Consider the following 15,167-nt stretch of genomic DNA (forward strand, 5'->3'; position numbering starts at 1 on the left):
AATGGTTGATAGTATTAGAAGATGCCATCTTACTATTAGATATTAAATCGAAGGAAATTAAAGATATGAAACTAATTAGTTGGGGGTTTATTGGCTGTGGAGAGGTCACAGAGAAGAAGTCTGGACCGGCTTTCAACGAGATTGAAGGCTCTCATGTTGAAGCAGTCATGAGTAGAAGTGAAGAGAAAGCCCGTTCTTATGCAGAGCGTCATCATATCAAAAAATGGTATACTGATGCCCAAGAGTTGATAGACGATTCCAATATCAATGCCATTTATATTGCCACTCCACCATCTAGTCATGCCACATTCGCTATTATGGCGATGAAGGCAGGAAAGCCCGTATATGTAGAAAAACCACTTGCTTCCAGCTATGAAGATTGTGCTCGAATCAATCGGGTAAGTGAGCAGACTGGTGTACCTTGTTTTGTTGCGTATTATAGACGGTATCTTCCTTATTTCCAAAAAGTGAAGAATATTATCTCTAGTGGAACTATTGGCAAGGTGACAAATGTTCAGGTGAGATTTTCTGTACCTCCGAGGGATTTAGATTATAGTAGTGCTAAGAATCTTCCTTGGCGTCTTCAACCCGATATTGCTGGTGGTGGATACTTCTATGATTTAGCTCCTCATCAGCTCGATTTGTTACAAGAACTGTTCGGAGTGATTACACGGGCACATGGGTATTGTGCCAATCGTGCTCATTTGTATCAAGCCGAAGACACTATCAGTGCTTGTTTTTTGTTTGAAAATGGCCTACCCGGAAGTGGTTCTTGGTGTTTTGTTGGGCATCAAAGTGCCAAAGAAGACCGAATAGAAGTTATTGGCGACAAAGGCATGGTATCGTTTTCTGTATTTAACTATGATCCAATCATGCTTGTTACAAGTGCAGGGACGACAAGTATTACAGTTCCTAATCCAGACTATGTACAGTTACCAATTATCAAGACAGTGACAGAAGACTTACAAGGGATTGGTGCTTGTACATGTACTAGTGTGAGTGCTACCCCTGTCAATTGGGTTATGGATAGAATTTTAGGTAAACTTTAGATAGACAGTGTTGAAGAAATCACTCTTCTTATTTTTGATTTTTATGTTTGTTGGTGCCCTTTCTTTATGGGCACAACTTGATACTGTGCATCATGAGAAGCGCAGTACATTCAATCGGATATATGAGGTTGTCAAGGAATTTAGCCGTGTAGATACCCATTATATAGAGCCGCAGCATTATAATTTTACAGTCATGTTGCAGAATACGAATACTTATGAGATGTATTGGTTGCGTTCTAGACAAGGAACTACAATGCGATTGTCTCCTAAACCGAGTATAAAGATAGGACCTTATATCGGTTGGCGGTGGGTGTTTTTAGGCTATACCATAGACCTTAGTCATTTGTCGGATGGTAATAATCGTAAGGAGTTCGATTTGAGTTTGTATAGTAATCAGATAGGAATTGATTTGTTCTACCGCAAGACAGGTGATGATTATCGAATCAGTGAGTTGGAAGTTGGCAGTGGAATTGATACATCTCCTTTGGATAAAGCTTCTTTTGATGGATTTAAAGCGAGTGTAAAAGGTTTTAATCTGTATTATATTTTCAACCATAAAAGATTTTCTTATCCGGCAGCCTTTAGTCAGAGCACTTGTCAAAAGATTAGTACCGGTTCGCCCCTTGTTGGTATTGGGTATACACACCATTCCTTAGATTTGGATTGGTGTAAGCTATACGATTTGGCAGAAGAACGACTGAATAGTGCTGTCGTTGAAACGATAAAGGCCGATACGAGTCTGTTGGCCTCAAAAATTAATTATTCTGATTTTTCAGTAATGGGTGGTTATGCTTATAACTGGGTTTTTGCCAAGAACTGGTTATTTGCTGCTTCGCTGTCTTTAGCCTTAGGATATCAGAGTAGTAAGGGAGATGAAGCACACAAGAGCTTTAGTTTTCGTAACTTTACTTTCAAGAATATGAATCTAGATGGTGTCGGTCGTTTCGGTATCGTGTGGAATAATACGAAATGGTATGCAGGGACAAGTGCCATTCTGCATACCTATAATTACCATAAAAGCCAATTCCATGCCAATACTACATTTGGGAATTTAAATATCTATGTTGGCTTTAATTTTGGTAGAAAATAGTCTCATTTGATTTCTATAACTCGTATTCCGATTTGTATAGGATGCTTGCTCATGTAGGTTCTCAGCAGCATTGGCTCTTCTACTACTTTTTTTCGGATTTGTGAGGCATTCAGCATGTGAAGTCCATCTCGATGCCATACGGCTATTCCAATATGCGAAGTATCTAGTCCGCGCTTGTTGGTGATGATTGCAATGATATCTCCATCTTTAATTGAGTTTTTGAATAGGGAGGTGTTTGCAATTGTCTTCTTGGGTATATAGCGATATGTCAATCCGTTTAAATCTTTTTCCATGCGAGCTATAGCTGTTTTCCATGTCGGGTTTTTCACTAACATAGGATAGTATTGAGGGTGCTCGCTCATGTAGCTCACATTTATTTTCTGTATACCAGTGAAAGGTGCTTTTGTTGTTTGTCTATCTTTTACCAGTCCTAATTTGGTATTACTGATAATCCATTCCGTAAAATAATGATGCCTGTTTGTGTAGTGAATACTTCCTTGTTCATATCTGATTGTTTGCAGATAATGGCAGAAGTCCTTAAAGGTTATCTGTTTTTTCTTTGCACATAAAGTTAAAGCAAGTACATTTTCTACATAGGTAGTGCAATCCAATTCTCTCAGATTGATGACCAATTTTTCGCTTTGATTATTTTCTAGAGTCTTGGCTACATAGGGTATATTGACTAATTGTCTAGCAAAAAACAATACGTAATTTGTATTAGCTTTCCGTGTCTTAGCCTGTTTCAACAGTGATACCACTTTCGTGCTATCATATTTTGTATATTGTATTTGCTGGGCAGCCGCTTTAGCAACGATTGTATTTAGGCTGATGATAATGAATAAAAGTTTCCTATACATATTAAAGTCTTACTACTTGTTTTACTCCGCGAATCGTCTGGAGCTTCTTGATAAGTGAATTAAGCATATCTATATTCTCAAGCATCACGACCACATTGCCATTGAAGATGCCGTCATGAGAATCTATATTGATGGAACGCATGGAGAGTTTATCCTCCTTCGAAATGATATTGGTAATGTTATTGACGATACCTATATCATCATTCCCCACGATATGAAGTGTGATACTATATTGATTTGTACCTTTCCCACTCCATTTTGCCTTTACAATTCGATAGCCGAATCGTTTACGTAATTCAGGCGCATTGGGACAGTCTGTGCGATGAATGGTGATACCTCCATTGACTGTTACAAAACCGAAGACGGAATCTCCATAGATAGGATGGCAACATTTTGCCAATTTGTAGTCAAGACCTTTCAAGTTCTTATCAATCACCAATACGTCATCATTCTGCTTTAGTATCCTCGCATCTGGATTATCGTATTGGTAATTCTCCGCACTTTCAGCAGCTTTGGGAGCATTGAGATTCAAGTCGTGGTCTCTGACTTCTATATATTTCTCTATAATATTATTGGTATCGAGTTTCTCGTCGGCAATATCTTTATAGAAGTCTGAATTTTCCTTATAGCCCAACTTCTTGATGAGATGAGCCATGATGCTCTCTTCAATCTCTAGTTTCCGATTTTTAAATCTGCGCTCTAATAGTTCTTTGGCAAACAAACCGTCCTTGGCTTGCGTCTCTTTTAGGGCAAGTCTAATCTTCGCTTTGGCTCTGCTGCTTTTTACAATATTGAGCCAATCTCTCTTTGGCCGTTGATTATTTTGGGTAATAATCTCAATGGAATCTCCCGAATGTAACTGTTCTCGAAACGAAACAGCCTTCCCGTTGACGCGTCCACCCACGCATGTATTCCCAATACCGGAATGGATATGGTAAGCGAAGTCGAGTATGGTAGAGCCTTTGGGAAATTTTAGAATCTCGCCTTTGGGTGTAAAGACGTATACTTCGTCCTCATATAAGTCGAATTTGAATTGATCCATCAATTTCAAATCGTCGTTATTCTCGAGTGCAGCTCTAATGTTTGCGAGCCACTCATCAATACCTCCCTCGCTCTTAATCCCTTTGTAGCGCCAGTGGGCAGCTAGTCCGTGCTCAGCAATCTCATCCATTCGCTCTGTACGGATTTGTACTTCTACCCATTTGTTTTCCGGTCCTAGTACAGTAATATGCAAACTTTCATATCCGTTACTCTTTGGTACGCTTAACCAATCTCGCAAACGCTTTGGGTTGGGTTGGTACATATCAGTGATGATAGAATAAGCTTGCCAACATTGCATTTTCTCTTTTTCTAGAGGAGAGTCAAGGATGATTCTGATTGCGAACAAGTCATATATACCTTCAAAGTTACACTTCTGCTTCTTCATTTTTTGCCAAATGGAGTGTATACTCTTTGTACGGCCCTTCATGTGGAATGACAAACCGGCTTGTTTCAACTTCTCGTCGGTAGGTTCGATGAACCGCTGGATATAGGCGTCTCTGCTTTTTTTAGTTGCGTTGAGCTTATCCTTAATTAGATAATAAGCATCATGCTCAAGATATTTCAGGCTGAGGTCTTCTAGTTCGCTTTTAAGTTTGTAGAGTCCTAGTTTGTGGGCGAGTGGGGCATAGAGGTAATTTGCTTCTTCACTTACTTCTTGCTTATGCTCTAGCTCGTTCGTATCACGAATTTGTCTCATCAGGTTGACCCTGTCGGCAATCATAATGAGAATGACACGCATGTCTTCGCTGAATGACAATAGCAAGTTCCTGAAATTTTCACTTTCTATGATAGGATTCTTGGCATAGAGTTCATGGATACGGCATAGGCCTCTAATGATGCGGAAAACACCGCCTCCGAAATCTTCCTCAATGCGGGTTAAGGTATCCGAATCATTCGATATACTGGTGTATAGCAATATTGCTAAGACACCATCACGTTTGATACCGATCTCAGAGGCCGCAAGTTGGGCGGTTCTGAGACTTTCAAGTATCGGGTTCAGTCCGAATACATCTCTCTGAATAATATCGGAAGCCATGGTCGTGTAGAGGTAATGTTTCACTTTATTCTCGTCGTCTACCATCAAGCAGTCTGTCAGGCTTTGACGTAATAGACGCCTTAATTGCAGGGCTTCGGCTTTCTCTTGGGGAGTGAATTCAAACTTATTATTCATAAAGATGTAGCTACTTTTATTGGTGTTGTTCCCGTAGTAAATCGTTTACAGTTTTGACGGGATTAAATGTACTGAGTGGAACTTCCACGAAAACGGTATTCCAATCACTCATAGCACCATTCCACAGACCGGGAAGTTCGAGTGCTTTCAGAACTTTACCGTTCTTGCTCTTGTGGCTGATGAAACCGGTAGACTTGTCTACAAAATCCGGTAAATAGAAGTGATTCCCTTGATAATCTTTTATTGCACATACCAAGTCTACAGGATTGAAGTGGGTACCTTCGGTAAACATCTTGCTGTATTCGGTATTATTGGTATCTATTTGGGTGCTTTCCAGTATTTGTAGACTGACAGAGCCATCGCTGTTGTAGACCAAGAAAGGACCACCGCCCGGTTCTCCAACATTCTTGACCACTCCACAAACTCGCATGGGGCGATTCAACTTGTTCTTGAGATAGATTACCAATTCGGCATCTTCCAACATCTTAATGTCTGACTTTCGGCAACATAAATCTTGTTGTACGAATCTGATGATTTCCTCTAGTGTAGCGTGGTTGTATTGTCCACTCTCAAGCGTTCTTAGATAGTGGAAAGCTTGCTTTTGCAGAGTGACGAGAATACCCGCAATGAGTTGCTTGTAGACAATGGTATCTTCTTTGAGCCGGTCGGGAACTACATTGTCGATATTCTTGATAAATGTTACGTCAGCATCTATGTCATTGAGGTTCTCAATCAATGCACCATGACCACCCGGACGGAAGAGCAGGCTGCCATCTTCGTTCCTAAAAGGCGTATTATCGGGATTGGTAGCAATGGTATCTGTATTAGGTTTCTGTTCAGAGAATGATACATTGTAATGTATATTAAATTCCTTCTCATAAAAAGCTTGTTTTTGGGCAAGTCTTTGTTTGAAGAGTTCTAAGTGGTCATGGCTTACAGTGAAGTGGATGTTAGCCTCACCTTTTGAATCGGCATAGAGTGCCGCCTCCACCAAATGTTCTTCCATGGGAGTGCGTGCTCCCTCTTCGTAGTTATGGAAGAGCAGCAGACCTTTGGGTAGGGAACCATAGTTGAGCCCTTCCTCGTTCAGCATGTTAGCTACGATATCCTTGTATTGTTTGTTTTTTATCAGTGTCGGGATATCCTTATGGGTATTCTTCTTGCAGCAATCGTTGAGTGTCTCGTAGAAAGCAAAGTTCTGTATATGCTCGAAATAAGTCTTTTCGAAATCTGTTTCTGGCTTATCGTAATCAGCTTGCAAGAATGCAAACATGTTCTTAAACATTCTGCTGGCTGCACCACTTGCCGGTACAAATTTTACAATTGTGTGTCCTTCTCCCTTATATGTATTCCATGCCTTAATATAGGCATCGCGTTCTTCGGGTGTAGGGGCAATAATTCCTCTACTGGTAGAAGCTGCTTGCTCTAATCGGAGAAATGGAAAACCACTTTCAATTTCTTTGAGCTGATGCTCTACTTGTTCTTTTGTCATTCCGTGATTGGAAATCTGTTTTAGGTCAGATGGTGATAGATTCATATTGTTAAGATTTTATATTACGAAATTATGGTTGTGCTTATCGCATGTAAGAATAATGGATAACCTCCACAATTCTGTTCATCACAAAGATAATATTTTTGTAGTTATTGACAAAGGAAATGCATCTATAATTCCCAACTTTATGATGCCTTTACGCTTGTATTTGTTTAATTCACAAGTTGATAATCCTATTAGATAGCATTAATATACAAGTTGGGTTTCTTATAAAGAAATATATTGATTTTGTTATCAAAGGAATATTCATTAATTTTGCATCTCAAATTATCGCTCTTATTCATGATATTTTTCAGTTACGAGGATGGAACTACGACAAGAAAGGTTATTATCTATAAAAGCTTGCTAATGGATATATCAATGGATAGGATTGGGTAAATAATCAAAATACAACTAACGAAAATGGCAAATACCAAATCATGTTATAGTTTATATACGACGAGCAACCTATTGAAATTGCATCATGTGTGGAAAGAACTTTATGATAATAATGAGTCACTGGGTGTTTTTCAGGCGTATTTTTATAATAAGTGTATTTGGGTACAGCATTTATTGCGCATTTTTGGTAAAAAGCGTTATCCGCTTTTTGTCGTGATTTACCATCATGAAACACCGCTGCTTATAGCCCCGTTGAGTGTTTCAGTAAAGCAAGGTGAATTACCAACTCTCTTCAATGAAATACAGGGATGTGATGTCGCAGAGTTTATCTATCGTGATACCATAACCGATGAACAGATAGATGCATGCATCGACCTACTCACGGAGCGGTTTGGAATCATCAAGATGACACGTTTTGCTGTTCAATCTAAGGTCTATCAGCGATATATAGAGCGATACCCCGATACAGAGGTGACTTTTTACCCTTATGTTAATATTCCCTTTAGTGATAGTTATGATGATTATTACCAAGGTTTGAGTAAGAGTGCACGCCAAAATCTGCGCACCTCATATAATAGGTTGAAGAGTGATGGACTAGAGTATCGGCTTATGGTAGAAGGTGGGCATCCTCTCTGCTTGAAAGAGTGGAGTAAGTTCTATTTCTTTTATACAGATAGGCAGCAGGAGAAATACCGTAAGTACAGAGGCCTCAAAAAGTATATGAAGATGTTCACCAAGCACGATTGCGTAAGTATTAGAAACTGTAGTAACAATTTCATAGCAACTTTATATTATAACGAACAGATTGCTGCCTTATTGATGGGGATGGTGAGTCGTGATGGTACACGGGTAGTGATACCATGGTTGGCTATTGATGGTAAACTTGGAAGGTATTCGCCGGGTTATCAACTAGTTAATGAGACCATTAAATATTGTATGGAACATACATCAATACGTCATCTTGATTTGAGCCGAGGCGATGAAGGCTATAAAATAACTATGGGAGGCGAGTTGTATCACACTGCCTATTTTGAAATGAAGAAACGAGGCTAGAGTGGGATAGAGCATTTTTAGGCAAGTCACCAAAGGAAAATATTGGAGACTTGCCTTTTATTGTTTATTGTTGCAACAGAAATTCTTTGAAATCTTCAAATCTGATGCTCATGGGGATAATTTGCTTTTGTCCTTTCATAAACTTAGCCAGTGGTTGAGGAATCTCAATATCAGTTTTGAGGATGCTATCAACTTGTTCTTTGAACTTGGCTGGGTGAGCAGTCTCCAGAAATACTCCCACTTCGTTTGCTTGTAGATTTATTTTCAGTGCTTCATAGCCACATGCACCATGTGGATCGAGCACGTATTGATTGGTTCGATAGCAGTCGGCCATGATTTGTTTGATGTCTGTATCGGAGTAAGTTGCTCCGGATATTGCCGCTTTAATAGCATTCCAATCACCTTTGTATAAGTCTATAATTCTTGCAAAGTTGCTTGGTGCGCCCACATCCATGGCGTTGGCAATTGTCTGTTTGCTTGGTTTAGGCGAGTAGATACCAGTCTGCAAGTATTGATAGAAGATGTCGTTAGCGTTATTAGCAGCGATGAATCTCTTGATAGGGAGTCCCATGTGCTGGGCAAACAATCCTGCTGTGGTGTTTCCGAAGTTCCCGCTCGGAACGCAAACTACGATCTCTTTTCCATCTAGTTGGTGGAGTTGCTTGAGTTGAGCGTAGGCATTGAAATAGTAGAATGCTTGTGGTAGAAATCTAGCAACGTTGATGGAGTTGGCACTAGTAAGCTTCATGTGGTTGTTCAACTGGTTATCCATGAAAGCTTGTTTGACCAAAGCTTGACAATCATCGAACACCCCGTCTACTTCTATGGCTGTAATATTCCGCCCTAGCGTTGTAAACTGGCTCTCTTGGATGCTACTAACTTTTCCTTTAGGATATAATACATATACGTGAATACCGTCGACGCCAAGAAATCCATTGGCTACGGCGCTACCCGTATCTCCACTGGTGGCTACGAGTACATTGACTTGGTCATGGCTTTCTTGTTTGATGAAATATTGTAATAAACGCGCCATAAATTTGGCACCTACATCTTTAAAAGCAAGTGTCGGACCGTGGAATAGTTCGAGGGCATATATGTTTTCTTCTACTTTTACAACTGGTGTATCGAAGCTCAATGTATCAAAGACAATTTGTTTGAGAGCATTTTCCTCTACATCTTCACCGAAGAAAGCTTTGGAAACCTCGAATGACATTTCCTGAAATGAAAGATTTTCAATGTTATCGAAGAAAGAGTGGGGTAGTCGTTTAATGGTTTCGGGCATATAAAGCCCCTTGTCCGGAGCTAATCCTTTGACTACAGCTTCGTGCAAAGTTGCCCATGGCGTCTGCTTGTTAGTACTATAGTATCTCATAGCTTTCTGTTTTAGAGCTTCATGAATGTTTCCATGAATTGGTTTAGATAGATAAGTCCGTAACCTCCTTCTACACAACTTGTTTCGTCATATAGTTGAACTTTGTCTGGAATAATCTCTTTGTGCCAAATCAAGAAAGGTACGGCCTCTTTTACATGAGTTCTGATTTCTACAGGTGTAGGATGGTCTGGGAGCACCGCAATACACACAGGCGTGTCCCAATTCTTAACTTCATGATAGATGGGCTCAACTATTCTATGGTCAAGTTCTTCTATTGTTCGGAGCTTTAACTCAAGATCTCCGTCGTGTCCGGCTTCATCGCTGGCCTCTAAATGCAAGAAGACAAAGTCTTGTTTCTTAAGTGCTTCAATGGCAGCTTGAGCTTTTCCTTCGTAGTTTGTATCAGCTAATCCGGTGGCACCCGGTACCTTAATAATGTCTAAACCTGCGTAGTGCCCGATTCCACGAATCAAGTCTACGGCCGATATACAGCTTCCTGCCTTGATTTGGGGGTATAGTTGCATCAGTGTTTGCATGTTCGGGCGGTAGCCACCACTCCATGGCCAGATGGAATTTGCTTTCTCTTTTCTGTCTTTATTGAATGGATGTTGCGCTAAAAGTTGCTGACTTCTCAATATAAGGTCGTTGAGTAGGTCGGCTGTTTCTTGCGCACTCATTCTTCCATCTTTTCTATCTTCCTCTTCGGAATCTTTATAATTCTTTTCTGGTTTGATGAGTAAAGGCATCCATTCTTCATTGGGATGGTCGTGTGGTGGTGCACATTCCAAGTGCTTGTTTCCGCCCTTGATGACTAATAAATGACGATACTGAATACCAGTAATGAACTTAATTTTGTCGTTGCCTAGTTCTTTATTCAGGTATTGAATGAGCACATCGCCCTCTTCGGTGGTCAGATGTCCGCCATGATGGCTCTTGATTCGTCCGTCTTCCAAACTCACAATATTGCATCGAATAGCCATGTCTTCGGGTGCCATATCATATCCGATAGATGCAGCTTCCAATGGCCCACGCCCTTCGTATACCAAATTAAGGTCGTAACCGAGAATAGATGTATTGGCCACTTCGCTACCCGGATGGAATCCTTCTGGGATGGTCATCAGTCGACCGGTTCTTCCTTTACGAGCCAACATGTCCATGTAGGGAGTGTCAGCATATTGAAGAAGGGTCTTATTACCCAATCTTGCGACAACATGGTCAGCCATGCCATCGCCTAAAATAATGATATGTTTCATCTATTTTAGATATTAGCAATTGACATGATGTTGGCAAATACACCGGCGGCGGTAACACTTGCGCCCGCACCATAACCTTGTATTTGCATAGGATATTCTTTATAGCGCTCTGTTGTCAATAAGACAATATTGTTACTTCCTTCCAAATTGTAGAAAGGATGGTTGTGATCGACTACTTGTAGAGCCACGTTGGTCTTTCCTCTGTCCATGGTTGCAACAAATCTCCAGCGTTTTCCTTCTTGTTCCAAAGCCGATCTGCGTTTTTCGAAGTCGGAATCTAGTGTTGGCAGATTCTTCCAAAAATTCTCTACATTGCTCTCGAAGAACGAGTCTGGGACAAACAATTGTTTCTCTACATCTTCTTGTTCGACCTTGTAACCGGCTTCACGGCTAAGAATAACGAGCTTGCGTATCACGTCGGTTCCGCTTAAATCAATGCGTGGATCGGGTTCCGAGTAGCCTTGTTCCTTTGCTCTTCGTACAGTTTCTGAGAATGGTACGGTGCTGCTTATTTCATTAAAGATAAAGTTAAGAGTCCCGCTTAGAACAGCTTCTATCTTCAATATCTTGTCTCCGGAGTTTCTTAAATCGTTGATAGTACCTATGATTGGAAGGCCGGCACCCACGTTTGTCTCGAATCTAAACTTCACTCCGCGGGTCAATGCAGTCTTCTTGAGCTTCAAATACTTATCGTATTCGCTTGAGGCAGCAATCTTGTTAGCTGCAATGACACTGATATTATGTTCCAGAAGTCGCTGATATAGCGCTGCAATATCTTTACTGGCCGTGCAATCAACAAACACGCTGTTGAATACATTCATCTCCGTGATAGTCTCATACAGTTTCTCCGGCGAACTGGCTTCGCTTGCTTTAAGCTCCTCTTGATACTGATTGAGGTTTAATCCTTCGCGATTATAGATAGCTTTTTTGGAACTTGCGATACCGACAACGTTCAATTTCAGTCCGTTGGTTTCCTTTAATGTTTCGTATTGGTTTTTGATTTGCTCAATCAGTTTGCCTCCGACAGTGCCTACACCACATATAAATAGGTTCAATACCTTATATTCAGAGAGGAAGAAAGAGTCGTGCAATACATTTAAACTCTTTCGTAATGAAGCAGAATCTATAACAAACGAGATGTTGGTTTCGCTGGCTCCTTGGGCACAAGCAATCACACTGACACCGCTACGGCCTAATGTTCCGAACAGTTTGCCGGCAATACCGGGCGTATGTTTCATATTTTCACCAACGATTGCAATGGTTGCTAATCCTTTCTCTACGTGCATTGGAAACATTGCACCATCTGTTATCTCATTGGCAAATTCTTTGTTTAATACATCAACGGCTTCGTTTGCATCTTGGTCGCGTACACCTATTGAGGTCGAATTCTCTGATGAAGCTTGACTCACCATGAACACACTGATGCCTCTGTTGGCCAAGGCTGTGAAGATACGGCGGTTTACACCGATAATACCAACCATGGATAGGCCTGTAACAGTAATCAAAGAAGTTCCTTTGATAGAGCTAATACCCTTGATAGGTTTACAATCATTCTCTATCTTACTTTTGATAATGGTGCCCGGATTTTCCGGGTTGAAGGTGTTCTTCACCCTTATTGGTATATTTTTAACGCATACCGGATAGATTGTAGGAGGATAGATGACCTTTGCACCGAAGTTACAAAGCTCCATAGCCTCGATATAACTCAATTCGTTGATGGTATATGCGGTCTTGATAACACGCGGGTCTGCCGTCATGAAACCGTCTACATCTGTCCATATCTCAAGTACTTCGGCATCTAGAGCGGCGGCAATAATGGATGCGGTATAGTCGCTTCCGCCACGTCCAAGGTTCGTTGTGCGCCGCGTATGCACGTCTCTACTGATGAATCCCGGTACCAAACTGATGCGTGGAAGGTCGGCAAATGCTTCCTTCACAAGCTTGGCCGAAAGTTCACTCTCAAGCATCCGCCTGCCATTTATATATTCTGTCTTGATAAAATTACGGCTATCAAACCATTTCGCACCATTGATAAGAGTGGCTACAATGTTTGAACTTAGGCGTTCGCCATAGCTCACAATGGCATCTTGAGTCTTTTCACTGAGGTCGTGAATAAGATATACTCCGAAATAAATAGACCGTAATTGCTCTAGTAGGGAATCGATTGTTGTGAAGAGCGCCTCGCGTTTTGTGGGGTTGGTAATAATGGTATCCACCATCTTGTGGTGCCTGTCTACCATGGAGGCAAATTCGTCTTTCCATGTCTCATCGCCTTTTAGGGCGAGTTGAGCGGTTGTTAATAACTGGTCGGTGATGCCACCTAGTGCGCTCACTACGACAATAACAGGCTGCTTTTTGGCTTCGTTCTCAACGATACGTTTTAAGCTTAGAATGCTCTTTACGGAACCTACAGATGTCCCGCCAAATTTAAGTACTTTCATTTTAAAGATGTTTATGTAATGCTCCGACATCCCTAAAACAAGCAGGGTGTATCGAAACTTAGTGGCAAAAATAATGATAAAAATGTCAATGACCAACGTTTTTGACAATAAAATGAATCTTATTGATGTGCTTTAGTTATAAAATGTTGTCTTTATTGTGGGATAAATGTTATCTTTGCAACTATGATTCAAGAATACCAAATAAGGGTTTTACCCCAAGTAGCATACAATGTTGAGAGTGTAAAACAGTTTGTTGCGCAAGACAAAGGACTGGACGCACGGACCATTCAGCATATTCGTATCTTAAAGACGAGTATAGATGCTCGTCAGCGTACCATTTATGTGAATCTTAAAATACGCGTATATATTAATGAAATGCCGCAGGATGATAGCTACATTCATACAGAATATCCCGATGTGACGGGCAAACCGGCTGTGATAGTGGTTGGAGAAGGTCCCGGAGGGCTATTTGCTTCGCTTCGATTAATAGAACTTGGATTCCGTCCTATCGTCTTGGAACGTGGGAAGGATGTTAGAGAACGCAAGAAAGACCTTTCACAAATCACGCGTACCCATCAGATAGATGGCGAGAGTAATTACTGTTTTGGCGAAGGTGGAGCTGGTGCATATAGTGATGGAAAACTCTATACGCGTAGCAAGAAGCGTGGTTCTGTCGACAAGATATTGAATGTCTTTTGTCAGCACGGTGCCAATACGAGTATTTTGGCCGATGCTCATCCGCATATCGGAACGGACAAATTGCCCCGCGTCATAGAGAATATGAGGAATCAAATTCTTCAAAGTGGAGGCAAAGTACATTTTGAAACCAAGATGGAACGTCTTCTTTTCGATGGTGATACTGTTGTAGGTGTAGAGGCTGTTGAGCTACAGACAGGAGTAGAAAAGGAATTCCGAGGCCCCGTTATTTTGGCTACTGGACACAGTGCTCGTGACGTGTATAACTATCTGTATGATAGTCGTGTAGAGATGGAGGCTAAAGGAATAGCTGTAGGTGTGAGACTAGAGCACCCATCGCAATTGATAGATCAAATACAATACCACAATAAGCAGGGACGAGGTAAATATCTTCCTGCTGCAGAATACTCTTTTGTAACGCAAGTAGCGGGGCGTGGAGTCTATTCTTTCTGTATGTGTCCGGGGGGATTTGTTATCCCTGCGGCTACAGGACCGGAGCAAATAGTGGTCAACGGTATGAGTCCGAGTAATCGAGGTACAGCTTGGAGTAATAGTGGAATGGTGGTAGAATTGCATCCTGAAGATATTGTGAACTCGGAAAAGGATGCGTCTGTACCGGAAGTATTGAAGGTAATGAACTTTCAAAAGCGATTAGAAAAGATGTGTTGGCAGCAAGGTAACATGCGTCAAACGGCTCCGGCTCAGCGTATGGCCGACTTTGTAAACAAAAAATTGAGTTATGATTTACCCAAGAGCAGTTATGCTCCGGGACTCATCAGTAGTCCGTTACATTTTTGGTTGCCCGATATGATTAGTTCTCGTTTGCAAGAAGGCTTCAAAACATTTGGTAAGTATGCTCATGGCTTCTTAACCAATGAGGCTGTATTGATAGCTACTGAGACGCGCACGTCAAGTCCGGTGTGTATTTTGAGAGACCGAGAAACCTTGCAACATGTACGTCTTCGTGGCTTATTCCCGTGTGGTGAGGGTGCCGGTTATGCCGGTGGAATCGTGTCGGCAGGTATAGATGGGGAGCGATGTGCCGAGATGTGTGCGGCTTATATGAATGAATTATAAGGCAATGTTACCGTAATTACGACCTCATGTGGTTTTTAATCATCTGCTGCCAAGGCTCAACAGCATTTCTGTTGAGCCTTGGCAGTTTTACTGTTCGGGCTTTTCAATATTGCTGCTAAGCCTGTGCAGGAAGATGA

At 41.2% G+C, this 15,167-nt stretch carries 10 protein-coding genes; 4 read left to right on the forward strand and 6 right to left on the reverse strand.

Going from position 1 to position 15,167, the window contains the following annotated elements:
- Positions 1-65: 65 nt before the first annotated feature.
- Positions 66-1,049: a Gfo/Idh/MocA family protein gene (locus tag HMPREF3034_RS11595; protein WP_036896524.1), complete on the forward strand. Its 984-nt coding sequence runs from the start codon at positions 66-68 to the stop codon at positions 1,047-1,049.
- 43 nt (positions 1,050-1,092) lie between these two features.
- Positions 1,093-2,139 carry a DUF4421 domain-containing protein gene (locus tag HMPREF3034_RS11600; protein ID WP_052052761.1) on the forward strand — a complete coding sequence of 349 codons (1,047 nt, stop codon included), beginning with the start codon at positions 1,093-1,095 and terminating at the stop codon, positions 2,137-2,139.
- Positions 2,140-2,141: 2 nt separating this feature from the next.
- Here the strand turns inward: HMPREF3034_RS11600 and HMPREF3034_RS11605 are convergent, their stop codons facing one another.
- From HMPREF3034_RS11605 to HMPREF3034_RS11615, 3 genes are read right to left on the reverse strand one after another with little or no spacing between them, the layout of a single operon-like run.
- Positions 2,142-2,996 (reverse strand): N-acetylmuramoyl-L-alanine amidase-like domain-containing protein, encoded by an 855-nt coding sequence (locus HMPREF3034_RS11605; RefSeq protein ID WP_062435668.1) that lies wholly within the window; start codon positions 2,994-2,996, stop codon positions 2,142-2,144.
- Position 2,997: 1 nt separating this feature from the next.
- Positions 2,998-5,208 (reverse strand): RelA/SpoT family protein, encoded by a 2,211-nt coding sequence (locus HMPREF3034_RS11610; RefSeq protein ID WP_062435670.1) that lies wholly within the window; start codon positions 5,206-5,208, stop codon positions 2,998-3,000.
- Between the two features lie 16 nt (positions 5,209-5,224).
- The gene (locus HMPREF3034_RS11615) at positions 5,225-6,745 is read right to left on the reverse strand and encodes a DUF4301 family protein (protein ID WP_036896448.1); all 1,521 of its coding nucleotides are present in this window, start codon (positions 6,743-6,745) and stop codon (positions 5,225-5,227) included.
- A 417-nt stretch (positions 6,746-7,162) separates the two neighbouring features.
- Here HMPREF3034_RS11615 and HMPREF3034_RS11620 point away from each other — a divergent pair, with 417 nt between their 5' ends.
- Complete coding sequence (locus HMPREF3034_RS11620; protein WP_082721779.1) at positions 7,163-8,191, forward strand: GNAT family N-acetyltransferase; 1,029 nt, start codon at positions 7,163-7,165, stop codon at positions 8,189-8,191.
- Between the two features lie 64 nt (positions 8,192-8,255).
- Here HMPREF3034_RS11620 and thrC read toward each other — a convergent pair whose 3' ends face one another.
- Genes thrC through thrA form a run of 3 tightly spaced genes read right to left on the reverse strand, consistent with a single transcriptional unit; the run spans position 8,256 to position 13,257 of the window.
- Positions 8,256-9,563 carry a threonine synthase gene (thrC, locus tag HMPREF3034_RS11625; RefSeq protein WP_062435676.1) on the reverse strand — a complete coding sequence of 436 codons (1,308 nt, stop codon included), beginning with the start codon at positions 9,561-9,563 and terminating at the stop codon, positions 8,256-8,258.
- An 11-nt stretch (positions 9,564-9,574) separates the two neighbouring features.
- Positions 9,575-10,816, reverse strand: coding sequence for a cofactor-independent phosphoglycerate mutase (locus HMPREF3034_RS11630; RefSeq protein WP_062435679.1), 1,242 nt, complete (start codon positions 10,814-10,816; stop codon positions 9,575-9,577).
- 5 nt (positions 10,817-10,821) lie between these two features.
- Positions 10,822-13,257 carry a bifunctional aspartate kinase/homoserine dehydrogenase I gene (gene thrA, locus HMPREF3034_RS11635; RefSeq protein WP_062435722.1) on the reverse strand — a complete coding sequence of 812 codons (2,436 nt, stop codon included), beginning with the start codon at positions 13,255-13,257 and terminating at the stop codon, positions 10,822-10,824.
- Between the two features lie 183 nt (positions 13,258-13,440).
- On the opposite strand from thrA, the gene HMPREF3034_RS11640 reads away from it, so the two are divergent.
- Complete coding sequence (locus tag HMPREF3034_RS11640) at positions 13,441-15,030, forward strand: NAD(P)/FAD-dependent oxidoreductase (RefSeq protein WP_062435685.1); 1,590 nt, start codon at positions 13,441-13,443, stop codon at positions 15,028-15,030.
- The last annotated feature ends 137 nt before the right edge of the window (positions 15,031-15,167 follow it).

The organism is Prevotella sp. DNF00663 (assembly GCF_001553265.1).
GTDB lineage: Bacteria > Bacteroidota > Bacteroidia > Bacteroidales > Bacteroidaceae > Prevotella.